Consider the following 22821-nt stretch of genomic DNA (forward strand, 5'->3'; position numbering starts at 1 on the left):
ATATTCGTCGCTTAGAATAAGCGACGAATGTATAATTGTATTATTAAGCTATTCCATAGCTTTAGTTTGTTTTTTCTTGATTATTTTTATCTGTTTTCGCTTCTGTTTTCGCTTCTGTTTTCTCTTCTTTTTTAGCATTATTATTTTTACTATCTTTTGTTTTTTCAATCTTAACTCCATAGCTAATATTACGAATATGGAACATAGCTAGATGAATAATTTCTTCGTTTGCCACGATTGTAATAACCTCATCTGTAACAACATCCATTACACCTTCTAATGTTTCTGGCCCACCGCGGTTAATTTTCACCCAGTGTAATGATAATTTCTCCAAAACACCTTTAAAATCATCTGCTTGGATATAATCAAAATCTCTAGGTATTACAAGATTGAAATCCATCTGTTTTTTTGAGTTATACGTGATGCTCTTGATATGTTGGGTATTATAATAAATTATGCCGTCATCTTCCGTTAGCAGTATAAAGTAGTCATCCTTTGCCGCTAATAGCTTACCGACACGAGATTCTGGACCACCTCTATCTACTTTAACCACTTTATCAACTAGTGAAAGTATCGTTTTCTTATTCACTCATCAAACCCCCTTTTTTAGTATCCTAATATCTATATGTATCTTGGGGTATTCGAGTATTGGCTAAACGCCCATTTCTCAATAATTATACAAGCATTCAAAATAACTTTATTCCCGAACAAAATTATTCTATACTACATATCCTGTAATAATGACATTAAATTATAGAAAGTAGTGAGTAATTTTGAAAGACCATAAAAAGAAAAAATTGCCTCATCATAAATCGGAAGATACATCAAATGAACATATAGATATTAATGAAAATGAAGCGCACGAAAAAACTCTAGAACAAAACGAAAGTTCTAAAAACAAAAAAGAGCAGAACCAGAAAAAAGAAGAGGATATTGCAGACAATAAGGGCAAAAAAGAGAAGAAGAGCTCTAGGGAGTCAGAGAAAAAAGAAGATAAAAATACAAATAAAAAAGAGAAAAAAGAGAAAAAAGAATCTAATGATGCTGATGATAAAGAAGCAAAGAGTGAAGCTAAAAAGGAAAAACATGAAAAAATAGAATCTGATGAAAACAAAAAAGAGCCTAATCATAAGAAAGACTCCACTGGAAAGAAAAAAGGACATAAAAAATAGCTGTTTTTTATTATTTTTCAGAACCGACTTTGGACAAATGGAATAATTTTTGAAAGATTATTGAAAGGCGAATGATTTACACATGTCAAGTGTTCATGTTTAACTGCGCATGAAAGCTAAAAAACCAAACATTTAGATAAAAAATTAAAATTATGCCAATTTCACGAAGTAAATAAAGGTCTGGCTAAATTCCATCATGGGAATAGCTAGACCTTTAGTTTTTCTACAAAAAAAATCGCTTATCGAAATAAACTCGATAAGCGATTTTCCAACAGCTTGAACTATACGTACAAATTTACACTATTACCTTTTCCATTAATTTCAGCAATTTTCGGTGATAGGTTTACTGGATTAGGTTGGATAAAGCTTTTGAATAAAGGCTGGATGGATGGTCTCTCGAGTTCCGATACCTGATTTTGCTCTTCTTCAAGAAGCTGTTCCTGCTTTTCTAAATGGTCCTCAAAATCTGATTTGAATTTTACATTTTGGACATCGTCTATATACGCAAAATTATAATCATTTGATATCATTCGATTTGCATAAACTTGTGATTGAATCGGTTGTATTGGAAGAATATATCCCATTTACTCCACCCCCACATTTTATTGTATTTAACTTTACCCCAACCTTATAAAACTTAAACTCTATTTTTAAAAATTTATAATAATTTTTGAATATCTGCCAAACTTAATGAACTACCACTCTGTAAAATAGAACGAGTCAGTTCATCTTCTAATTCCTGAGAAACAGGCTTCTTTGCTAACTTGCCAACTTTACGTACAATTTTACGAACCTGTTTTTCATCCGTAAAATCAGCATATGAGATGGCATTGGCAAGTGTAAATAGTTCATCCATTGATACACCGGTTTTGTTTTCAATTGATTTAAAAAATGAATTTTGCATAATTTTTCCCCCTCACATCTTTATTTTTTTAATAAGGGAGAAAGCTTCTACCAACAATGATTAATAATATAAATAATACGACGATTAGTACAAATGTAGAACTCTTATTACCTCCGTACTCGTTTCCTCCGTAATATCCAGGATAACCTCCGCCACAGTAGCCATACATACTCTTTCCCTCCTCTCCTCTTCGACTTATTGTATGCAAGAGGAGAATGGGAAAAAGGGCGATTTAACTAGTACATTGTTTTCCGTTTGTGAAAAATGAGTGCACCAATTGCTCCAAACAAAATAGCAGCACTAATACCAGAGCTTGTAACTTCAAACATTCCTGTTAAAACCCCTATAAGCCCGTGTTTCTCTGCCTCTGCTAATGCACCATGCGTCAAGGAATTACCAAAGGAAGTAATTGGAACTGTTGCCCCTGCTCCAGCAAAATCAATCAATGGCTCATATAGACCAAAACCATCGAGTACGGAACCTAATACAACTAATGTGCTTAATGTATGTGCAGGTGTTAGTTTAAATACATCCATGAAAATTTGACCAATAACGCATATTAAGCCCCCAACAATAAATGCTGTCACTAATGATGAAATCATGTTAACCCCTCTTTTCCATACGGCATTCAATGGCATGTGCAATACAAGGGATTGTTTCCCCCTGCTGAAAAGTTAAAGGAGACAATAATGCACCAGTTGCTACAAGCAAAACACGTTTAAAAAATCCTTTTTTTAACTGATCATATATTTGACCAAAGAAAACCGTTGCCGAACAACCTGCTCCACTGGCTCCTGCATTAAAAAATGTATCATTTCCATAAAACTGAGCCCCAGCATCTTGAAGGACCACCCCAGTATTTTCATCTTGAAACATTTCCTTTAATATAGAAATTCCTATATTCCCTAAATCACCTGTCATGATTACATCGAAGTCCGCCATTTTACTGTTTGTATTCTTTAAATGTCGCTCAATTGTATCTCTAGCAGCAGAGGCCATTGCAGCACCCATGTGTAATGGATTTGTTTGATAACTATCCACTACTTTACCAATAGTGGCATGTGTGACGACAGGAGCATTTTTTATATCTTTTTCTAACAGCGAAAAACCTGCTCCCGTTACGGTCCATTGGGCTGTTTTAGGTTTTTGAGCACCGTACTCAAGTGGGTATCTAAATTGTCGCTCTACTGCTTGATGGTGACTAGAAGCACCTGCAAGTACTGTTCGAGCATTTCCTGACTCCAATAAAAGACAACCAAGAATAACAGATTCCATCGAACTGGCACATGCAGAAAAAACACCTAGGAGAGGGACAGCTAAGCTTCGCGCTGCAAAATTTGTTGGGGAGAGCTGATTGATAAGATCGCCTCCTATCAGAACATCCACTTTATCTACCTGAGTATGATTCTTTTTAGCGGCCCAATGACATGCTTTTTCAATCATACGAGTATGTGCCTGCTCATGTGTTTCATCTTTTTCCGTTTCTAATGAAAGAACTTCATCAAAGGAATCAGCAAAAGCGCTATCCCTTTCAACTGGTCCCACGACTATTCCTGTACTGGCTATGCAAATTTTAGTTGAAAACTGTAAAGTTCCAAAAGTGTTTACCATGAGACTACACCAATGTTCACTAGAATTGTTTTAATAAGTGCAACGACAAATGCAGATAAAACTCCAAATAATATAACCGATCCAGCAAGCTTGAACATATTGCCTCCCACCCCTAAAACGTATCCTTCCGATCTATGTTCTATTGCAGCTGAAATTACTGCGTTACCAAATCCTGTAACAGGCACCGCAGAACCAGCACCTCCAACTTGTGCAATTTTCTTATAAATTCCAGTTCCAGTTAGTATCATTGCGATAAAAACTAAAGTTGCAACCGTCGGATTACCAGCAGTTGCTTCTGTGAAAGGAAAAAAACGCATATAAAAAAAAGTGATCAGCTGTCCAATCGTACAAATTATTCCTCCAACGATAAATGCCTTGATAATGTTCATAAAATAAGGTACTTTGGGATTTTTTTCATCTACTATTTTTTGGAATTGTTGTTGATCCATTATGTCTCTTCCTTTGATAATGATTTTATTTTTTCAATCAACTTTTTAAGTTGTTCCTTTTTCGGTTTTTCCTCGATGATAGATTCTACTTCCCACATAACTTTTTGATCGCCAGAGACAAGTACTTCTTTTTCCGGAAAAGCTTTTTCAATTTGCTTCGTTAATTTTTTTTCAATTTTAGTTTTATTAAAACGATCAAATCGATTGATAGAAATTGCCACTACAATAGCTTCCTCATTTATCACACTTTTATACCCGTGGATTGTATCATGCTTTTGCATGATCGGTTTTAGTGAAGTGGAATTATCTGAAGGAAAAATTACTTGTTCTTGGGCACTTGAACAAGCTCCCAACGATAAAGCCAACAGAAAAAGAATTATGCTTTTTTTCATACAATATAGTTGCTCCTTTTTTGTGTTAGTATGCTCGGAGCAACTTGAAATATGCAATTTGGTTACGAGATATTTGCCCTAATCAAGTTCAACTTCCCACATACGTTAGTAAGAGATAAAGAGGAGGTGAATTTAATGGGTTGTGGAAAAGTAGGTGATGTTATGGATGAAAGAGAATCTAGAAATTGTGTTTGTGATGTTGTCCGGGCAATTAAAGACATTCAAGACCAAGCAACAAACGATGAGTGCCCTCAATGTCCGACAAATTGTTTTCTAGAACCACTTGGAGGTCTTGTTAGTCCTGCTGCTAGACGTCAAGCTGACACACGTGTGTTTATGCTGTTAACAAAGGACGGAGATCCATTTAAAGCATTTTTCCGTGATAATGATAGACATGATTGTGATTGCATTTCTGTATTCTTCCGTGTAGAGGATATTTTCGACGGGTGCTGTGCAACTTTACGTGTACTAGAGCCACTTGACAGAGAACGTCACGAGGTTGATCTATTGAACGAATTCGGTACAAAAGTTGATTTACGCAAGCTTTGTAAGGTTCGTAACTGGAGATCGTCTGGTAGCTGTATAACTGTAGATTTGAATTGTTTCTGTGCAATTGAATGTATCGCCGATGTATTTTTAGGTGTATGTGACTGATCGTTTCATCTTTGTAGTGTCTATTCCGTTCGGGCTTACCCCGAGCGGTTTTTTGATGCAATCATTTTAAAAGGAAAAACTTAGATATGACATTGATTTCCGCTTCGGTCGGACGCTTTCCGTGGGCACGGCTCGATCCTGTAGTCTCTCCCTCGTGCTTTCCCAAAGGAGTCGCCGACCTACGCTACAATCACCAATAGCCTCTACTAAAAATAAGGAAGTTACATACAATATCGCATTTAATAAAAGTTTGCCTTTTGCATTTAATAATAGCCTACATTCCTTATTAAAAATGATTACCTGTTATATTAATGGATTTGATTGTTTACTAAAATTTGCCCAATCTCTTAATGTAAGTATAAGCGGTGCCAAATTTCTACGTGTAGCACTACACATACATTGATTGGAGTGCAGGGTGACGACTTCTGCGGGATGAGTGAGACAGATGAGATATCAAAGCGGCGCGATAGCGACGGTGATAGCTCATCTCTCACCCCGCGAAGGCCAACAGGATGTTGGTCACGAAGGCGTTGCCACACGAAGTGGCGCTTTTAGCCTTTGTTCCCCACCTGAAACGGAAATCATAGGATTATTCATTCTAAATTTATGTCAGCTTTCTGAGCATAGTATCCAAAGATCATTTTAATGAAATTTTTTCATCAAAAAAAGCTATCCTGCAATAGGATAGCGTTCTTTCATTTTAATATACTTCCACGCCAAACAATTCTTTCGATTTCTTCTACTGGATACTTCAATTCTTCTGTACCTACGAGTAAAGTAACCGTATCATCTTCAACTTTATCCACTTCACCTTGCACAGATACTCCACTTTTCAGATGAAAGACTAGCGGGCGATACACTTTTCTTTGAAATGGTTTTGCCAAAAAGTGCAATTTATCGATAATTGCTAGTGTTTTCGTAGAAAAGCTTTTTTGTATTTCATAAATCGATGTACTTTCATCTAGTAATTCATTCGGTGCTTCCATTCGTTCCTTCGGTGGTAGATGAAAGACTGGAGGACCTTTTATAAAGAGCAAAGGATCATTAAATGAGTGCATATGCACATCCTTTTTACTTTACTTTATGCAACTATTAAAAAATTTGATACAAATTACAAAGATGAGATAAAGATTGTAGCCAGGCCAAGGTATATTAAAATACTTACTACGTCATTAACCGTAGTGATAAATGGTCCCGATGCGACTGCCGGGTCTATTTTCATTCGATGAATTAATAAAGGTATAAAAGACCCTCCTAATGTAGCAATAAAAATAGATCCAAAAATAGATGACCCTACCAATATTCCAATTAGTAAATCATGTTTCCAAAAATATACTACTGCAACAACAAGCAAGCCACAAATGAGACCTGTAATTAAACCAGTGCCAGCCTCTCTAAAGAGCAATTTCGTTTTACTTTGCTCCGCTATATCACCTGTTGCAATACCACGAACTGCAACGGCTAGCGCTTGTGTCCCACTATTTCCAGCCATACCAGCGATTAAAGGTATAAAAACAGCGAGCAGTGCAACCTTATCAAGCGTTTGCTCAAAAATACTCATTAAATTAGCAGTAAACATTCCGAGGAATAACAAAATGATCAGCCATGGCAATCTTTTTCTTGCAGCCTGTAATGGTCCTTTATCAAAAGTGTCCATATTGGAAACCCCGGCAAGTTTAGAGTAATCGTCAGAGGCTTCTTCGTCCAATACATCTAATATATCATCGACTGTAACAATCCCAAGTAAATGATCTTTGAAATCTACTACTGGAACAGCTAGAAAATCATAGTCTTTAATCATTCGGGCTACTTCCTCTTGGTCAACACTCACTAGAACACTAACTACCCGATCATTCATAACATCCTTTATCAGCGTATCCTCATCAGCAATTATAAGATCACGAAGTGAAATAACTCCAGAAAGTTTATGATCATCATCCACAACAAATAGATAATAGATGGTCTCTGCCTCAGGTGCAGCACTACGCAAAATAGTCATGGCTGAGCGACATGTTGAATTCTCAGGAATTGCTACATATTCCGTAGTCATAATGGAGCCAGCAGTGTATTCCTCATAATGTAAGAGATCCTTAATTTCTTGAGCAGATTCCTTATCCATTATGTTTAAATAACTTGCAACCTGGTCTTTTCCTAACTCATTTAGTACATCTACAGCATTATCTGTATACATAAAAGAAAGCATATCAGCTGCATAAGTAATATCCATTTCCTGCATAAATAAATCATATTTCTCATCATCAAACTTTGTCGCTTCAAATAGCTCAGCTATTTCTTTAGGAGAAAGATAATGATAGATTTTCTTCCTTAAATCAGGCTCCACCTTTTCAAAAAATATGGATTGATCATACGGATGAAGTTGCATAAATTCTTCTCTAAAGTCGTCCATTGAATCATTTAACAAAAACTCAATTAGTACGGATTCCTCTAATGGTTGTTGAGTCATTTCATCTTTCATACTTTCCCCTCCTCCCGCGCGTTTGTCCTTATTTATTGTATGAAGTTAGGATTAAATAAGCAATAAAAATATTGCCTAGGAAATAATGTTTATCAATTCTAAATTTAAAACCCACCATTCTTCCTTATATTTTAGGAATAGTTAGTGGGAATTAAAGCATTCATATCATCTGGAAAAGGAGCTACTAAGTGAATATTTTCCTTAGTGAAAGGATGCAGTAGAGTAAGCTCCCTCGCATGAAGTGCCTGTCTATCTATTAACTGTAAATCGCCCCCATATAAATCATCCCCGATTAATGGGTGATCAATGGACATCATATGTACACGAATCTGATGAGTCCGACCAGTATGTAATTGTAATCGTACATGCGTTAGTTTTTCTCCATGTTCCTCAAAACGACTCAATACTTGAACAGAGGTTTTAGCCTGTTTACCATCCGAATCGATTATTCGTTCAATAATACTGCCATTCTTCCGTCCGATAGGGGCATCGATAACAAATTCTTCTCGTTGAATATGACCATGAACGATTGCTTCGTAAGTTCGCGAAATCTGTCCTGACTTTTGCATTTCACTCAGCAAATGATGAGCATGCCGATGCTTCGCTACACAAATGATGCCAGAGGTGTTTTTATCTAACCTAGTTACTATGTGTACTGTGGAGGATAGCCCACTTTTCTCCATATATCCCGCAATATAGTTCGCCATTGTCCCGGTCGGATGCTCTCGAGATGGAATAGTGCTTACTCCTGCATCCTTAGTTAGGATGAGAAGATGGTCATCCTCCATCAAAATTGGAAACTCTACTTGCTGTGGGATGAGGCCAGCACTTTTTTTCTCTGGTGGAAATGTGATCTGAACCTTATCACCTAGATCTAATCTATGGCGTACTGTCTTCTCTTCTCCGTTGACTGTAATTTTTCCACCCTCATATTTTATACTTGTCAATGCTTTTTTCGAAATACCATATTGTCGAATTGCATCTCGAAGTAGTTGTTCTGTTTTATTTACTTGAAATGTCAGTTGGATTAACTCTTTTTTCATATTTCCAAATCACTATCGATAAAGGAGGCATGTACTCTATGCCAAAATGGAAATGACCTAAATCTAGCAAAGCGAACTTTTTCATCTGCTACTCGATACTTAATGGACTGAACATCTTTGTGTAATAACTGAAGATGATCAACTGTTACCATGAAATCTGGTCCTTTGACGGGTTTTAGTAAGCAAGAATGATGTTTTGGTAAAACAAGTGATGAACCAACTGTACGGAAAACCCTGTTATTAATGGAAGCAATTTCTGCGAGTTGAATAGCTTCTAATGAGGGATGCACAATGGCCCCACCAAGTGCTTTGTTATATGCAGTACTCCCCGAAGGAGTCGACATACATAACCCATCGCCTCTAAACCGCTCGAAATGGTCTCCATTTAGCTCCACATCCATTACTAAAGTAACATCTGGGGATTTTACCGTAGACTCGTTTAATGCCAAATAAACTGAACTGTCCTCGCCATGTCTATAATTGATCGTCACTTCCAGTAAAGGGTATTCTATTACTTCAAATTCTTTTTTCGCTATACTTATGACTAATTTTTCAATCTCTTCGGGTTTCCAATCTGCATAAAATCCTAGGTGCCCAGTGTGCAGACCTACAAATGCCACCGAAGTGGTTAAATGCTTATACTTATGGAAGGCGTGTAACAATGTACCGTCCCCACCGATCGATAGCACAATATCGGGATTTTCTTCATCTAAAATAAGCCCAAAATCTACTAAATACGTTATTGCACTTTCCATTAATTGATTGGATAAATCATCATTTCGAGACAATACAAAAAATTTCATGATTTAGGTGCCCTCTCTTTCATTTTTCGATTCAAGTAGACTTGGATGCGAAAGTTCTTTGTTTTCACTAAAGTATTTTTGTGCTTCTTGAATTTCTCCACGTATGAGAGACATTTCTTCATCTAGTCGAAATGCTGCTTCTGCTGCATATTGTAGTCTCTTTTTTATTTCTTCCGGGAATATTCCCTTATACTTGTAATTTAACGAATGTTCTATAGATGCCCAGAAATTCATGGCTAAAGTTCGGATTTGAATCTCTGCAAGAATATTTATCTCCCCGTGTATTGTTTGAACGGGATATTCAATAATCATATGATATGATCTATACCCACTTTGTTTTTTATGGGAAATATAATCGCGCTCCTCGACTACTCTTATATCATTTCTAGCACGCAATAAATCAACAACCGTTTCTATATCATCGACAAATTGACACATCATCCGCAAACCAGCAATATCCGGAATTTCTTGCGCCAACGTATCAGAAGGCTCAAATATTATTCCTTTTTCTAAAGATTTATCATATATACTCGCCAACGGTTTGACACGACCAGTTACAAACTCAATAGGTGAATTTGTGTTCTCCCTCTCAAACTGCGCTCGCATTCCTTTTAATTTTACTTTTAACTCTGAAACCGCCTGCTTGTACGGTTCTAAAAAGCGATCCCATTGACCCATAAGCTTGACCTCCACTTCCATTGACCTAACGACTATGCTTGTAAAATTTCACTAAATGCTACTTCCACTGCTTTGGAAAATTCAGCACCGTAATTGTCATTACCTTCAATATTGAAAATAAGCATGTCTAGCTCTTCTTTAAAGCCATGTAAAGTCAACTCTTTGTCACCGATTTGCAACGATGGATCATCTACAGCTTTTAAGGTAGTTACGAGCAATGGCCAAACTTCTTGACCAAACTTTAAATAATGATAACCTGTTTCATCTTCTAATAGATAGATAAAAGCAATGGAATCCGAATCAGTAATCATTTGACCAGACGCTTTTAGATGAGAATCATTAGGTAATACCTCTAGCGTAAAACGTATATCATTTTCTAACTGAACTCCACTGTGCACATTATAAGTAATAGGCAAAATAATCGTTCCTTTCTGTCCATTCTTCCACTATTTTAACATATTGAAACTCGTTGAAAAGCGCTATAATAGAAATTATAGGAAAGGTCGTGTATTATGCAAATCGAAAAAGAAATAGAATTTAAAAATTTACTAACCAAGCAAGAGTTCGAGCTTTTTGTTTCCATTTTTCAGGTTGACCAAGAGGACTTCCACTCGCAAACAAATTATTACTTTGACACAGAAGATAACTTTTTTAAGGACAAGGGAATAGGTTTTCGCTTACGCATTTTAAAAGAAAAAAATGAACTAACACTTAAACGTCCATTAGTAGAACATGTTATGGAAGAAAATACGGTAACTGTATCTGACCAGGAGAGGGATATCATTATCCAAGAAACCACTTTTCCTTCTATTCCCTTTCTAGAGCAATTTAATCTTGTTTCTCCTTTAAAATGTATTGGTAGTCTACAAACTAATCGTGTACAGATTCCTTTTGAAAATGGAAATCTTTTTTTAGATCATTCCATTTATGGTCAAACAGAGGATTTTGAGGTAGAATATGAGAGTAGTGATGTAAAATATGGAGAAAAAGTGTTTCTCGATTTATTAGATTCACATAGTATTCCTATTAGACACACAGATAAAAAAATTGCTCGCCTTGTGAAATATAACGCTATGTTGAAAGGTTGATCCCTTTGGATATTCAATCCCTAAAAGTTTTAATGGAGATAGATGCAATGCAGTCATTAGGAAGTGTACAAAGCGCTCAAAACAACTCTTCTACTTCTTCCATGTTTTCAGAAATGTTAGGACAAGTTTTGCAAGCAAGTACTGGTGATTCACCGTCTGAAAATTTATCTTCTTTACTATATAGTGGTACCTCCTCTGTATTTGTTCCATCTAATTTAAACTTAGAGCAGAGTACCTTAAAAGAAGCCATTTCTACTAAGTTATCCACTACTACAAAATATGGAACCGATTTTGATGAAATCATCAAAAAAGCCGCTGCAACGTACAATGTTCCTGAAAAGCTTATTTCATCCATTATCAAACAAGAATCGAATTTTAACCCTTCAGCTACTAGTTCTGCAGGTGCTTCAGGTTTAATGCAATTAATGCCAGGTACAGCTAAGTATCTAGGCGTTACAAATACATTAGATCCAGAACAAAATATAATGGGTGGAGCAAAATATATAAGTCAAATGCTTTCTAAATTTGGTGGGAATATGGAAACTGCGCTAGCCGCATATAACGCAGGTCCTGGAGCAGTAAAAAAATATGATGGTATACCACCTTATAAAGAAACACAAAATTACGTAAAAAAAGTGATGAATTACTTCCATGCATAACTAAAGCACTAACAATCTATTAATATTAATAGGTTGTTTTTTTACCGCTTCATTTAGGCTTATTTGATAAACTGCAATGCTTGCGATAGCACTTACTAGCGTTAGGAGATCAGTTACTACTTGTGCTTTGTCGAATTTACTCTCGTTACTCAACGACTTACTTACGCTCACACATCGTTAACTTGCTCTCAAGTTCGATTTACTTTCTAAAAGGGAAGATAATATATAATTTCCTACATTATTTTGAATGCTATAAAAGGCTCTTGCAATAATAAATATGTGCTTAGAAGTATGAGTTTTATTAGGATCCGTTAACTCATTGGGTCTATCAAAATACCTAGTCATTCCTATGAGGTAATCTAATTGTTTGAGATATTTGGATTTCGTTGATAGAATAGGTATAGTGCTAGAGCAAAGGGGTAAAGAAAATGACACAGAAGCCAATACTTCCTTACGATGAAATTGGAGCAGAGAAATTACATCTGCTTGTCGATACATTTTATGGCAATGTCGCAAAGCATCCACTTCTTATACCGATTTTTCCAAATGATTTATCGGAAACTGCTAGAAAACAAAAACAATTTCTCACTCAATATTTAGGTGGACCTAATTTATATACAGAAGAACACGGGCATCCGATGATGAAAATGCGTCACAATCCTTTTCCTATTACACCTGAACGAGCACAAGCTTGGCTTTCTTGCATGAGAGATGCAATGGATAAGGTAGGATTAGAAGGCAAATTTCGTGATACTTTCTATAGACGTTTAGAGCTTACAGCAAACCACATGGTCAATCAAATGAGTCATGAGGAGGAAGAATAGTGTCAAGAATACAAATTCCGTCTGAGACGTTCACATCCCCTTTAGTAAACAAGCCGCTGGAAATGTATGTTTTTTTGGACCCACTTTGTCCAACTTGTTGGGATATGCAACCTACCCTACGGAAATTGCAAGTTGAGTACGGACAGTATTTTACTGTACGAACAGTGCTAAGTACTCAATTGAATAATTTAAATGCAATTTGTAATTTTCCAAGTGCCAATTTGAGTAATGGTTCATATAATATTTCTAAAATAGAGCATTCCGTTTTTCCTTCTATCGCTGTGAAAGCAGCTGAATTTCAAGGAAAAAAAGCAGCTCTACGATTTCTCATAAAAATACAAGAATACATGTTTTTGAAAACTAAAAAAGTCACATCCTTTTCCGTTTTACAGGAGATAGCAGATGAAGTTAAACTTGATGTAGATGAATTTACACGTGACTTTCTTTCCAATGAATGTGCTAGATCCTTCCAAAGCGACCTATCCATTACTTGTGAAATGGAAGTAGATACTTTTCCAAGTGTTGTATTCTTTAATGAAAATATTGAAGATGAAGGTATAAAAATAGCTGGAAATTATCCTTATGAGATATATGTACAGATTTTACAAGAAATGCTTTATGAAAAACCAGAAGTTCAAGAGCCTCCTTTACTGGAAAAACTTTTTGATCGTTTCTATTCTTTAACTACAAATGAAATTGCCAGCTATTATAATATTTCTAATCAATTAGCCGAACGTGAGCTTAAAAAACTACTATTATTGCAAAAGGTTGAAAGACTTGTCTTACCAAACACCGTATTATGGCGGTTAAAATAAAAAAATAGCAGCCTATCTTATAAAAAGATAGGCTGCTATTTTTCTATTATAGTAGAAATCATTTTGTTTAGAACAAAAGCGCAAGCGCTTATGTTAGCCCCAAAAAGAGCTGGAACATTTGCAATAAAAGCGCTCTTTGCCTCCATTCGTAAGTCTAAAGCGAATCGATGGGCTATGCTCTGGAGTCTGGACGGAGAATCACTTTATAAAGGAAAGTTGCTTTCAACATCGCATATAATAAGCGGTCTTTCTCTATCTAATATATAAATTATATTCTGCTTTCTTCATCTATCATAGAATAGTATTTCTAATAAAAAAGGTTACTAATATTTTGAATGGATTACTAAAAATTTGACCAATCTATTTATGTTAACGATAAGCTATGCCAAATCTATTAGTGTATTATTACACATTAATTGGTTTACTTTATAGGTGGCGTCTCCAGAGGGAAAAGCGTTAGGCGAAGAACCCGCGGCGAAGTCAGACATTGACCGAACTTTTTTTGTCCAATGTCTCTGGGTCGAGTAATCGCAGGAGCATATCGCTAGGAAGCTGAGGCAACGCTTAGCTAGATAGCGTCCAACTGTTTCTGCACCGCTACTCTAGCTTCGAAACATGAAAATGCGCTGTAACCGAAATCAAAGGATTATTCATTCTTACAAAGTCCCTTGAACCCAGTGTTCACGGGACAGTTTTATATACTTTCTAATCTTTCAAAAAAAAAGAAAATGCCCATTTCCTCCTACCGAGGAAAGGGCATTTTCATTTACAAAGGGGATGGGAGAAATGTTCACGTTCAAACAAAGGGGTGTATGTTATCTTGTGATTTATTTCACACTCTTACTTTAACACGTCATTTTGTAAAATACAATATATTCACTTCGCATTTCACAAATTCGTCATACATCATTGGACGTCCTACCTTTAACTGTTATTATATGGAACATTAAAAGCCTGGCAGATCGCCAGGCTTTTAGTTATTCCCCTAAAAGTAGTTGTTCCAATTCATTTAACTTTTCTTCAAATACACGACATGCTTCTTCAATAGGAGCAGCCGTATTCATATCTACTCCTGCCTTTTTCAATACTTCAATTGGATAATCTGAGCAGCCCGCTTTTAAGAACTCATTAATATAACGGTCTACAGCCGGCTTTCCTTCTGAAAGAATTTGATTGCTAAGTGCAGTAGCTGCGCTTAAACCAGTAGCATATTGGTATACATAGTAGTTATAGTAGAAATGAGGAATTCTTGCCCATTCCAACCCTATTTGCTCATCAATTACAATTTCATCACCAAAGTATTTCTGATTTAACTTATAATATTCCTCTGTTAGTTTATCCGCTGTTAATGCTTCACCATTTTGATCTAACTGGTGAATAATATGTTCAAACTCTGCAAACATCGTTTGACGGAAAACAGTTCCACGGAAACCTTCTAACCAGTGATTTAACAAGTAAATACGTTTCTTAGGATCGTCAATTGTTTTAAGTAAGTAATCGTTCAATAATGCCTCGTTACAAGTTGAGGCTACTTCTGCCACAAATATTGAATAATCTCCGTAAACATAAGGTTGGTTTGCTCTAGTATAATAACTATGAATACTATGACCAAATTCATGTGCCAATGTAAAAAGGTTATTTACGTTATTTTGCCAGTTCATCAGTATATATGGATTCGTACCGTATGTTCCAGAAGAATAAGCACCAGATCTCTTTCCTTTCGTTTCCACTACGTCAACCCAACGGCTTTCAAGCCCTTTCTTGACGATAGATACGTATTCCTCTCCTAAAGGTTCAAAGCTCTTAATCATTGCATCACAAGCCTCTTCATACGTATATTCCATATTCAGTTCTTTCACTAACGGTGTATAAAGATCCCACATATGCAATTCATCTAAACCCAATACTTTTTTACGTAGAGCTACATATCGATGAAGTAAATGGACGTTTTTATTAATAGTATTTACTAAGTTGTCATATACACTTTCAGGAATATGATTGTTAGACATCGCAGCTTCACGCGCTGATCCGTAGTTTCGAATTTTCGCGTTGACATTGTCTCCTTTAATATTTCCTGTTAATGTTGACGCAAATGTATTACGGAATTTACCATACGTATCATACATTGCTTTAAATGCATCCTCACGCACACGAGGGTCCTCACTTTCTAAGAAACGTGAAAATCTGCCATGTGTTAGTTGCACATCATTACCATCTTCATCTTTAATAGTTGGAAATTCTAAATCTGCATTATTTAACTTTCCAAAAGTATCCGATGAAGCTCCAGCAACTTCAGATAATTGTGCTAATAATGCTTCCTGTTCTTTTGGAAGCACGTGTGGTCGTTCTTTGTTAATTTCCTCAAGTAATTGTCTGTATACTTGTAAATTTTTATTTTCAGCTAAATAATTGGCAATAACACTCTCATCCAATGAAAGAATCTCTGGAACTAAAAAGGATAGCTCTGTAGAAACTTTCACATATAATGATTTAATGCGACTATCCATCGCCTGATATGTGCTATTAGCTGTATCTTGGTCTGTACGCATATGCGCAAATGTATATAGCTTTCGCAGTCTAGAAGTAACTTCATCACGATAAGTCAACACTTCAAGTAAAGCATTTGCTCCACTATCGATTGTTCCCTGATATGAAGAAGCCTTCTCTGATAATGTAGAAACCTCTTGATACTCTTTCTCCCATTCATCATTGGAGGCAAAAATATCTTCTAATTTCCATGTTAACTTTTCTTCGACTTCTTCACGAGTCAAAATTTTGTTTTTTGTATCTGCCGTCAAACTATGTTCCCCCTTATATTGTTTCGAATTTCGAATCACTTACTATTTTCTCAATTTTCTAATCATTTTGCAAGGAATTCATTGTACAACATTCGCATCATTAAAGGGTAATCTATTTTGCTAGCATATGTAACTTCATCGGATGAAATTAAACAGTGCTGCAATAGAATAAGATAGGATTCAACTGCCTTTATATGTTCTTCTGATAGATTGGAAGCTAGGTTTCTATAATTCAAGAATGATTCGCAGTGTTGGTAATTTGCTTGAGGTATAGTAAGTTCGAGTTTTTGTAAATAGTCGATAAACTGAATTTGCCACTCGACAGCATGCCTGGAGAAAATAGAAGCGTTATTTGTCGGAATGCCTATAAAGAATGGAATTTGTTTAGGATGGACTCTCCATCTATAACATATTTTCAGAAATGTAGATTGAATTCCTTTTCTATTAAAAAAGTATAGATTGTCCAAATGTTTGTATCGGTAATGCTTATATAGAGTGAAATACTTTTGAAAATCCTCCCACGAGTTCTTTTTTATAATAGCAAATGGCCAGGTCTGGTTTTCTAAAGAAAGCTTTTTTATTTTTACAATATAATTATTTGCCTTTAGATGCATGGGGTTTGAAATATAATGAAAATATTTAGATTGAGGGCAATAGGTGAGTATTATATGACCATTTGGAGTTTTGTAAAAAAACTGTTGTCTAAAAGCGGAGAGCTGCATAGTTCCGATTTCGAAATCAGAAATTTTTGGTGTTCGTAGTATCCAAATGGGATTAATTTTCTTGGAGATATAGCCTTCTGTTCGCTGCTGAATTGCGGTTACTGGTATTGGACTACATTGAAACTCTATTGCAAAGGGATAAGGTTCACTTTTGACATATAAATCAGGTCTTTGTAGAAGAGAAGGAAGATAGGCTTCAAGCTGTACGGACGGTGAATACTTTTGTAATAATTCATATAAATGGAGTTTTCCGTTTAGATGATCCTCACTTTCTCCTTCAGAAAAAGCTTGCGTACATGAAGCATTACGAGTATGGGCAAAATGTGGGGTTTTTATCATACCATTTTTTAAAATGACTTGTTCATTGCATTGTATGCAGAAGAATGTGTTAGTTGATTTCATTTTGTCTAAAATGGTACGTGGATGCTGTGCAGCTATGATAAGTTCTCCATTTGCTGTTACTGCTGTTAGTATTTGTATCACCTCCCGCTACTAATATACAAATTTTCAGTCAATAATGCAAGTTAAACCATGAACTGTTATTTAATAAAAAAAACCTTCTAAAAGTAGAAGGTTTTAAAAATGTTTATTTAACTCATCTAGAACAGCATCGGCAATTATCTGTTTCCCATATTCTTCAATCATATGAATAGTTGTCTTTGAACTATTGGCAAACTCTGAAACAATACTTAAAGTATTAAGTACTGATTCGAACTCAGTAATATCAAAATCAAAAACAATATGCAAATAGTACTTCTCTTCATAAAAATATAAAGAGGTCTGTAAATCTGCTTCATCTAACTTTTTCGCAAGACCAATTACATCATCGAAGCTCTCAAAAACAAATGTATAATCCGTTGGAATATCCTCTAATTCCTCCATATAACTTGAAAAATCATCAAACTCATGTGGGCCGATTGAACTTGATACCCCATTTTTAAATATTTTACTCGATATATCATCTACATCCGAATTATTACCTAAACGTTCATCTTGTTTTGTTATTTCCGTTCTTGTAACAATCACTTCCAAACCTTTTTCCATCGCATGAACTTGAATCCATAAAGGACCATCTAATTCTTCAAAATGATCATCATCATGAACCTCATCCATCATTTCCCAAAAAAGCTGCTCGCTCTTATCCTTATTGAACCAGATTTCATCTCGGCTGAAGCCTCTTTCTTCAATGTCGATGTATGAAATGTATACTTTGAAAGTGTTATCATTGATACGCTCGATATCCATTTAACACATCTCCTCTCGCTTCTTACCGTCTCAAATGTGTAGTGTCTATTACTATTGTATGTCGTTTGTGAAAAAAAGAAAAGGATTCCTGCTTCACTTTTAAAATTATTAATTAAACTATATGCATTGTAGGAAATTTTAACTCCGAATGCAAGTAGAAGAGAAAAAGAAAAGCCAATTATTTTTCAAAGGTGCTTGAAAAATAATTAGCTTAGTATAATACTAGTTAACTAGACGTTGTGCTTCAAGTAGTTGATAAGCACGTACTTTTCTAGGTAAGAACCTACGAATTTCATCTTCATTGTAACCAACTTGTAAACGTTTTTCGTCTAAAATAATTGGTCTACGTAGTAATCCAGGATGCTCTTGGATTAATTCATATAGTCGTTGTAACGGAAGACTTTCTAAATCCACGTTTAGTTTTTGGAATATTTTTGAACGTGTTGAAATAATTTCATCTGTTCCGTCTTCTGTCATTCGTAGAATTTCTTTTATTTCACTTATACTAAGTGGTTCGGAAAAAATATTACGTTCTTTATATGCTATTTCATGTTCTTCTAACCAAGCTTTCGCTTTTCTACAAGAAGTACAACTAGGTGATGTGAATAACGTTACGATCATTTTAAAAAACACTTCCTTTCAAATGTCTGTGTTATATAAAGTAGATTATAATTAATTTAATGTAGTAATGTACTTTATCAGTATACACTACTTTTATTTGATTTTAAATATGTTTTTAAGGAAATTTTACCTTCCAAAAATTAATGACACAATTTCGTGTTACTTATGAAGGAATCCTTAATTTTACTAAAGATAAGTTATATACATATTAATTAATACCCATCATTTAATGATCTTAAACATCTCCCGAATAAAAAAATCATATTATCAATTAGTAATACTTAATGAAAATAGCTGTTATACTAATAATACGTTTTTAATGTAAAAAGGTTTCAAAAAAAGAAAAAAAGTAGGATAAAATTTCATCCTACTTTTTCATTCTTTAGGTTTCCCTCAAATTATTAAGAAATGGTTAAGGAGTATAATCCACGCCTTTTGAATATTTATTTCCAGCATTCCATAATAAGTATTCATTTATACCTGCTTCTTTTAAAGCCTTAATTTGCGCTTCCACTTCAGCTTTACCATATGTTTGATAATTTCCTGCCCCTAAATAAGAAGCTGTAAAATCTTGTAACCATGGTCTAGATACAGGAGGATTTTCAAGCTCTGCTAGTTTAGCATTTTCCACTTTTGCGTATTCCTGTACTAATCTATATGGCTCTAAATCTGGTTTGGCTATACCAAAGTAAGAAGTCCAGTGACTTGGGTAGATCATGGAAGAAATAACATCAACGTTTTGAGATATTTTATTAAAATTTTGTCCGATTCCAGGTGCTTCAGGCAATGTAGCAGAATAACCAAAGATATCTACCGATAGTTGGGCACCATATGGTTTAAGCTTTTCCCTTGCATAAGCAACAAAATCCGTAACTGCTGAAACTCTGCGTTGAACAAAGTCTTTCTCTGAAGTCTCATATGTACCCATGGAGTATTTTAAACTGTTTTCTCTTTTTTCAAATCCTTCAGGAAAACGAACATAGTCAAATTGAATTTCTTTAAAGCCCATCTTCGCAGCCTCTATAGCAATTTCTACATTATAATCCCATACCTCTTGCATAAATGGATTGACGAATGCTTCACCTCGTCCATTTTTCCAAACCGATGTACCTTCTACAAATGACCATTCTGGCTTTCTCTCTGCAAGCTCAGTATCCTTAAAGATAACAACGCGCGCTATAGGATAAATTTGTTTTTCTTCCATTATTTTTAACATTTTTTGGGTATCTTTTATGTATGGCTTTCCAATATTATATTTAGCTAAAGGAGAATCTTCTGATGGAATGTAAGTCAGATTTCCAAAATCATCTTTTAGATCGATAACCATTGCATTTAGATCCGTTGTATCCATCAGATTCAGTAAGTCATTAAAACGTTCCCCACCGGCAGAATGTCCCGTTACATAGACACCTCTCACTGCATCTGGATATTCGAAAGTTAATCCAGAATCAAATACGAATAATTTAGAAGATGATACGATTTTTTCATCTATTGACTGAAAACTGTATTCTTTTGTAGCAAAGTCCTTTGAAAACAAGGGTGTTTCTGCATTACTTGTACTTGGTAGCAATATAGTCATTGCAATTGATACCGACGCTATTACACTAAAATGTTTTTTCATAAAATAAAAATTCCTTTCCTTTAAGTCCTTTCATTCTAACAATTCATGCAAATGAATGAAAGTGTCAATGTGACTAACATCTATAAAAATTCTAGCCAAAAAGAAGGTTGATCTTGTAAGTTAAAACTCTGTTTCTATCGATATCGAAGAGCTTTGGACAGACGTTCGCTAGACAATAATATATATATTTATTTCATCTAAAAAAACGACCGTTCGATTGAACGGTCGTTGAAACATTATATTTTGGAAGTTGAAATTGCTTGCAAAGTCGCAAACTCTTTTTCTGAACAATAAACGAAATGTCCAGGTGTTACTTCACGCATTGCGATCTCTTCCCCATCTTGATAATTATGAGAGGCAGGGTCGTATGATTTACGTACACGAGTACGCTCATAATTTGGATCCGGAAGCGGAATAGCCGACAACAATGACTGTGTATATGGGTGCATTGGATTATTGTATAAATCCTCTGCAGGTGCCAGCTCTACTAGCTTCCCAAAATACATTACACCGATACGATCAGAAATGTACTTTACCATTGATAAATCATGGGCAATAAACAAATAAGTTAAGCCCTTCTCTTCTTGTAATTCCTTCAGTAAGTTAACAACTTGTGCTTGAATAGAAACGTCCAACGCTGAGATTGGCTCATCGGCAATGATAAATTCTGGATTAACAGCCAAAGCTCTTGCAATTCCTAAACGTTGACGTTGACCACCAGAAAACTCATGTGCATAACGATCAGCATGCTCACGATTCAAGCCTACAGTTTCTAATAATTCAACCACTCGTTCTTTACGTTCTTTTGAATTTTTCACAAGTCCATGAATATCTAGGCCTTCTGCTATGATATCCAGTACTTTCATACGAGGATTCAGAGATGCATACGGATCTTGGAAAATCATTTGCATTTTACGGTTAAATGACTTTAAATCATTTTTTGATTTTTTATCATGTACATTTACTCCGTCATAAATTACTTGTCCATCTGTTGCATCATAAAGACGAATAATTGTACGCCCTGTAGTAGATTTACCACAACCAGATTCTCCAACTAATCCAAGCGTTTCCCCTTTATAAATATCGAAGCTAATGTCATCTACTGCGCGAACTTCATTAGGCTTACCTTGATTGAAATACTGCTTAAGATTTTTAATTTCTAGTAATTTTTCAGCCATTAGTAAGTACCTCCTTCCGTTCCTTCGTAATAGCGGCTTCCAGGGAATTTCTTCATACGTTCTACAATTGCTAAAGGCGGTTCAACTTCCGGAGCATCCGGATGTAATAACCATGTAGCAGCTGAATGAGTTTCGCTTACTTTAAAGAACGGTGGTGCTTGTTCTAAATCTATTTTCAATGCGTAATCGCTACGTAAAGCAAAAGCATCGCCTTTCGGAGGATTCAATAAATCAGGAGGAGTTCCTGGAATTGCATACAATTTCGCTTCTGCTGTATCTAGTGACGGCATAGAGCTTAGTAAACCCCATGTATAAGGATGCTGTGGATTGTAGAATATTTCATCTACAGTTCCAATCTCAACAATTTTACCACCGTACATTACTGCAACTCTATCTGCTACATTAGCCACAACACCAAGGTCATGTGTAATGAAAATGATAGATGTATCAATTTTCTTCTGTAGATCCTTCATCAATTCTAAAATTTGTGCTTGTATCGTAACATCTAACGCAGTAGTAGGTTCATCTGCTATTAGAATTTGTGGATTACACGCTAAAGCAATTGCGATAACAATACGCTGGCGCTGCCCACCAGAAAATTGGTGTGGATATTGTTTAATACGAGCTTCCGGTTTAGGCATACCTACTAAACGTAGTAAATCAACTGCTACTTTACGTGCTTCTGCTTTACCAACTTTACGGTGCTTTAAAATTGGCTCCATAATTTGATTACCAATAGTCATCGTTGGATTTAAAGAAGTCATCGGATCTTGGAAAATCATCGAAATATCTTTTCCTCGAATTTTCTGCATTTCTTTATCCGATAGCTTAGTAAGATCTTTACCATTGAATAAAATTTGTCCATTTTTAAATTCTGAACTTGATTCAGGCAGCAACCGCATAATTGCCTTAGTTGTAACTGACTTACCAGAACCAGACTCTCCAACAATCGCAAGTGTTTCTCCTTTTTTTAAGTCGAAATTTACACCACGAATGGCTTTTACTTCACCTGCAAATGTATGGAAGGAAAGCTCTAGGTCATTAACCTCTAAAATATTTTCCATTTTC

The 22821-nt window shown here is 35.4% G+C and carries 27 protein-coding genes; 6 read left to right on the plus strand and 21 right to left on the minus strand.

Annotated features, from left to right (window positions below; translation table 11 throughout):
* Positions 1-61: 61 nt before the first annotated feature.
* Positions 62-589: a hypothetical protein gene (locus ACIQX2_RS01800; RefSeq protein WP_402846339.1), complete on the minus strand. Its 528-nt coding sequence runs from the start codon at positions 587-589 to the stop codon at positions 62-64.
* Positions 590-773: 184 nt separating this feature from the next.
* Here ACIQX2_RS01800 and ACIQX2_RS01805 point away from each other — a divergent pair, with 184 nt between their 5' ends.
* Positions 774-1172, plus strand: a complete 399-nt coding sequence (locus ACIQX2_RS01805) for a hypothetical protein (RefSeq protein WP_402846341.1) — start codon at positions 774-776, stop codon at positions 1170-1172.
* Positions 1173-1453: 281 nt separating this feature from the next.
* Here the strand turns inward: ACIQX2_RS01805 and ACIQX2_RS01810 are convergent, their stop codons facing one another.
* The 7 genes from ACIQX2_RS01810 to ACIQX2_RS01840 all read right to left on the minus strand — a co-directional run bounded on the left by ACIQX2_RS01810 (position 1454) and on the right by ACIQX2_RS01840 (position 4528).
* On the minus strand, positions 1454-1756 hold the full coding sequence (locus tag ACIQX2_RS01810; protein ID WP_402846343.1) for a hypothetical protein: 303 nt from the start codon (positions 1754-1756) through the stop codon (positions 1454-1456).
* Between the two features lie 74 nt (positions 1757-1830).
* Positions 1831-2076: a stage VI sporulation protein F gene (locus ACIQX2_RS01815; protein ID WP_402846345.1), complete on the minus strand. Its 246-nt coding sequence runs from the start codon at positions 2074-2076 to the stop codon at positions 1831-1833.
* 28 nt (positions 2077-2104) lie between these two features.
* The gene (locus ACIQX2_RS01820) at positions 2105-2245 is read right to left on the minus strand and encodes a YjcZ family sporulation protein (protein ID WP_093059697.1); all 141 of its coding nucleotides are present in this window, start codon (positions 2243-2245) and stop codon (positions 2105-2107) included.
* Between the two features lie 67 nt (positions 2246-2312).
* On the minus strand, positions 2313-2678 hold the full coding sequence (gene spoVAE, locus ACIQX2_RS01825; protein WP_402846348.1) for a stage V sporulation protein AE: 366 nt from the start codon (positions 2676-2678) through the stop codon (positions 2313-2315).
* Between the two features lies 1 nt (position 2679).
* Positions 2680-3687, minus strand: coding sequence for a stage V sporulation protein AD (locus ACIQX2_RS01830; RefSeq protein WP_402846350.1), 1008 nt, complete (start codon positions 3685-3687; stop codon positions 2680-2682).
* Positions 3681-4136 (minus strand): stage V sporulation protein AC, encoded by a 456-nt coding sequence (gene spoVAC / locus ACIQX2_RS01835; RefSeq protein WP_402846352.1) that lies wholly within the window; start codon positions 4134-4136, stop codon positions 3681-3683. Before spoVAC ends, ACIQX2_RS01830 begins: the two co-directional genes overlap by 7 nt.
* On the minus strand, positions 4136-4528 hold the full coding sequence (locus ACIQX2_RS01840; protein WP_402846354.1) for a putative periplasmic lipoprotein: 393 nt from the start codon (positions 4526-4528) through the stop codon (positions 4136-4138). The genes spoVAC and ACIQX2_RS01840 overlap by 1 nt, the downstream gene beginning before the upstream one ends.
* Positions 4529-4663: 135 nt before the next feature.
* Here ACIQX2_RS01840 and ACIQX2_RS01845 point away from each other — a divergent pair, with 135 nt between their 5' ends.
* Positions 4664-5182: a CotY/CotZ family spore coat protein gene (locus ACIQX2_RS01845; protein ID WP_402846356.1), complete on the plus strand. Its 519-nt coding sequence runs from the start codon at positions 4664-4666 to the stop codon at positions 5180-5182.
* Positions 5183-5877: 695 nt separating this feature from the next.
* On the opposite strand, the gene ACIQX2_RS01850 is transcribed toward ACIQX2_RS01845, so the two are convergent.
* From ACIQX2_RS01850 to ACIQX2_RS01875, 6 genes are all read right to left on the minus strand, one after another.
* Entirely contained in the window at positions 5878-6240 is a 363-nt protein-coding gene (locus tag ACIQX2_RS01850; RefSeq protein ID WP_402846359.1) for a hypothetical protein, read from the minus strand.
* Between the two features lie 53 nt (positions 6241-6293).
* The gene (gene mgtE, locus ACIQX2_RS01855) at positions 6294-7646 is read right to left on the minus strand and encodes a magnesium transporter (RefSeq protein ID WP_402847473.1); all 1353 of its coding nucleotides are present in this window, start codon (positions 7644-7646) and stop codon (positions 6294-6296) included.
* Positions 7647-7789: 143 nt separating this feature from the next.
* On the minus strand, positions 7790-8701 hold the full coding sequence (locus ACIQX2_RS01860) for an RluA family pseudouridine synthase (protein WP_402846361.1): 912 nt from the start codon (positions 8699-8701) through the stop codon (positions 7790-7792).
* Entirely contained in the window at positions 8698-9504 is an 807-nt protein-coding gene (locus ACIQX2_RS01865; protein ID WP_402846363.1) for an NAD kinase, read from the minus strand. Before ACIQX2_RS01865 ends, ACIQX2_RS01860 begins: the two co-directional genes overlap by 4 nt.
* Before the next feature lie 3 nt (positions 9505-9507).
* Complete coding sequence (gene yjbM, locus ACIQX2_RS01870; RefSeq protein ID WP_402846366.1) at positions 9508-10182, minus strand: GTP diphosphokinase; 675 nt, start codon at positions 10180-10182, stop codon at positions 9508-9510.
* 32 nt (positions 10183-10214) lie between these two features.
* Positions 10215-10598 carry a UPF0738 family protein gene (locus ACIQX2_RS01875; RefSeq protein ID WP_402846368.1) on the minus strand — a complete coding sequence of 128 codons (384 nt, stop codon included), beginning with the start codon at positions 10596-10598 and terminating at the stop codon, positions 10215-10217.
* A gap of 96 nt (positions 10599-10694) precedes the next feature.
* On the opposite strand from ACIQX2_RS01875, the gene ACIQX2_RS01880 reads away from it, so the two are divergent.
* From ACIQX2_RS01880 to ACIQX2_RS01895, 4 genes are all read left to right on the plus strand, one after another.
* Entirely contained in the window at positions 10695-11270 is a 576-nt protein-coding gene (locus ACIQX2_RS01880; protein WP_402846370.1) for a CYTH domain-containing protein, read from the plus strand.
* Between the two features lie 5 nt (positions 11271-11275).
* Positions 11276-11929 carry a lytic transglycosylase domain-containing protein gene (locus tag ACIQX2_RS01885; RefSeq protein WP_402846373.1) on the plus strand — a complete coding sequence of 218 codons (654 nt, stop codon included), beginning with the start codon at positions 11276-11278 and terminating at the stop codon, positions 11927-11929.
* A 428-nt stretch (positions 11930-12357) separates the two neighbouring features.
* Positions 12358-12753, plus strand: a complete 396-nt coding sequence (locus tag ACIQX2_RS01890; protein ID WP_402846375.1) for a globin domain-containing protein — start codon at positions 12358-12360, stop codon at positions 12751-12753.
* On the plus strand, positions 12753-13568 hold the full coding sequence (locus ACIQX2_RS01895; protein WP_402846377.1) for a DsbA family protein: 816 nt from the start codon (positions 12753-12755) through the stop codon (positions 13566-13568). The genes ACIQX2_RS01890 and ACIQX2_RS01895 overlap by 1 nt, the downstream gene beginning before the upstream one ends.
* A 977-nt stretch (positions 13569-14545) precedes the next feature.
* Here the strand turns inward: ACIQX2_RS01895 and pepF are convergent.
* The 7 genes from pepF to ACIQX2_RS01930 all read right to left on the minus strand — a co-directional run bounded on the left by pepF (position 14546) and on the right by ACIQX2_RS01930 (position 22817).
* On the minus strand, positions 14546-16366 hold the full coding sequence (gene pepF, locus ACIQX2_RS01900) for an oligoendopeptidase F (protein WP_402846379.1): 1821 nt from the start codon (positions 16364-16366) through the stop codon (positions 14546-14548).
* 62 nt (positions 16367-16428) lie between these two features.
* Positions 16429-17571, minus strand: coding sequence for a competence protein CoiA (locus ACIQX2_RS01905; protein WP_402846381.1), 1143 nt, complete (start codon positions 17569-17571; stop codon positions 16429-16431).
* A 93-nt stretch (positions 17572-17664) separates the two neighbouring features.
* Positions 17665-18333, minus strand: a complete 669-nt coding sequence (gene mecA, locus ACIQX2_RS01910) for an adaptor protein MecA (RefSeq protein WP_402846383.1) — start codon at positions 18331-18333, stop codon at positions 17665-17667.
* 222 nt (positions 18334-18555) lie between these two features.
* Positions 18556-18951, minus strand: a complete 396-nt coding sequence (gene spxA, locus ACIQX2_RS01915; protein WP_175453953.1) for a transcriptional regulator SpxA — start codon at positions 18949-18951, stop codon at positions 18556-18558.
* A gap of 415 nt (positions 18952-19366) precedes the next feature.
* On the minus strand, positions 19367-20575 hold the full coding sequence (locus tag ACIQX2_RS01920; RefSeq protein WP_402846385.1) for a putative glycoside hydrolase: 1209 nt from the start codon (positions 20573-20575) through the stop codon (positions 19367-19369).
* Between the two features lie 236 nt (positions 20576-20811).
* Positions 20812-21753 carry an ABC transporter ATP-binding protein gene (locus ACIQX2_RS01925; protein ID WP_402846387.1) on the minus strand — a complete coding sequence of 314 codons (942 nt, stop codon included), beginning with the start codon at positions 21751-21753 and terminating at the stop codon, positions 20812-20814.
* Positions 21753-22817, minus strand: a complete 1065-nt coding sequence (locus ACIQX2_RS01930; RefSeq protein ID WP_402846389.1) for an ABC transporter ATP-binding protein — start codon at positions 22815-22817, stop codon at positions 21753-21755. Before ACIQX2_RS01930 ends, ACIQX2_RS01925 begins: the two co-directional genes overlap by 1 nt.
* Between the last annotated feature and the right edge of the window lie 4 nt (positions 22818-22821).

Source organism: Psychrobacillus sp. NPDC096623 (assembly GCF_044762655.1).
GTDB lineage: Bacteria > Bacillota > Bacilli > Bacillales_A > Planococcaceae > Psychrobacillus.

Excerpts from the sequence above, each read along its gene's own strand:
- ACIQX2_RS01925 (WP_402846387.1), bottom strand. The coding sequence starts at position 21,753 with ATGGCTGAAAAATTACTAGAAATTAAAAATCTTAAGCAGTATTTCAAT.
- yjbM (WP_402846366.1), bottom strand. The coding sequence starts at position 10,182 with ATGGGTCAATGGGATCGCTTTTTAGAACCGTACAAGCAGGCGGTTTCA.
- ACIQX2_RS01860 (WP_402846361.1), bottom strand. The coding sequence starts at position 8,701 with ATGAAAAAAGAGTTAATCCAACTGACATTTCAAGTAAATAAAACAGAA.
- ACIQX2_RS01815 (WP_402846345.1), bottom strand. The coding sequence starts at position 2,076 with ATGCAAAATTCATTTTTTAAATCAATTGAAAACAAAACCGGTGTATCA.
- ACIQX2_RS01930 (WP_402846389.1), bottom strand. The coding sequence starts at position 22,817 with ATGGAAAATATTTTAGAGGTTAATGACCTAGAGCTTTCCTTCCATACA.
- spoVAC (WP_402846352.1), bottom strand. The coding sequence starts at position 4,136 with ATGGATCAACAACAATTCCAAAAAATAGTAGATGAAAAAAATCCCAAA.
- ACIQX2_RS01880 (WP_402846370.1), top strand. The coding sequence starts at position 10,695 with ATGCAAATCGAAAAAGAAATAGAATTTAAAAATTTACTAACCAAGCAA.
- mgtE (WP_402847473.1), bottom strand. The coding sequence starts at position 7,646 with ATGACTCAACAACCATTAGAGGAATCCGTACTAATTGAGTTTTTGTTA.
- ACIQX2_RS01820 (WP_093059697.1), bottom strand. The coding sequence starts at position 2,245 with ATGTATGGCTACTGTGGCGGAGGTTATCCTGGATATTACGGAGGAAAC.
- ACIQX2_RS01850 (WP_402846359.1), bottom strand. The coding sequence starts at position 6,240 with ATGCACTCATTTAATGATCCTTTGCTCTTTATAAAAGGTCCTCCAGTC.
- ACIQX2_RS01830 (WP_402846350.1), bottom strand. The coding sequence starts at position 3,687 with ATGGTAAACACTTTTGGAACTTTACAGTTTTCAACTAAAATTTGCATA.
- ACIQX2_RS01845 (WP_402846356.1), top strand. The coding sequence starts at position 4,664 with ATGGGTTGTGGAAAAGTAGGTGATGTTATGGATGAAAGAGAATCTAGA.
- ACIQX2_RS01890 (WP_402846375.1), top strand. The coding sequence starts at position 12,358 with ATGACACAGAAGCCAATACTTCCTTACGATGAAATTGGAGCAGAGAAA.
- ACIQX2_RS01810 (WP_402846343.1), bottom strand. The coding sequence starts at position 1,756 with ATGGGATATATTCTTCCAATACAACCGATTCAATCACAAGTTTATGCA.
- ACIQX2_RS01920 (WP_402846385.1), bottom strand. The coding sequence starts at position 20,575 with ATGAAAAAACATTTTAGTGTAATAGCGTCGGTATCAATTGCAATGACT.
- ACIQX2_RS01840 (WP_402846354.1), bottom strand. The coding sequence starts at position 4,528 with ATGAAAAAAAGCATAATTCTTTTTCTGTTGGCTTTATCGTTGGGAGCT.
- mecA (WP_402846383.1), bottom strand. The coding sequence starts at position 18,333 with ATGGATATCGAGCGTATCAATGATAACACTTTCAAAGTATACATTTCA.
- spoVAE (WP_402846348.1), bottom strand. The coding sequence starts at position 2,678 with ATGATTTCATCATTAGTGACAGCATTTATTGTTGGGGGCTTAATATGC.
- ACIQX2_RS01865 (WP_402846363.1), bottom strand. The coding sequence starts at position 9,504 with ATGAAATTTTTTGTATTGTCTCGAAATGATGATTTATCCAATCAATTA.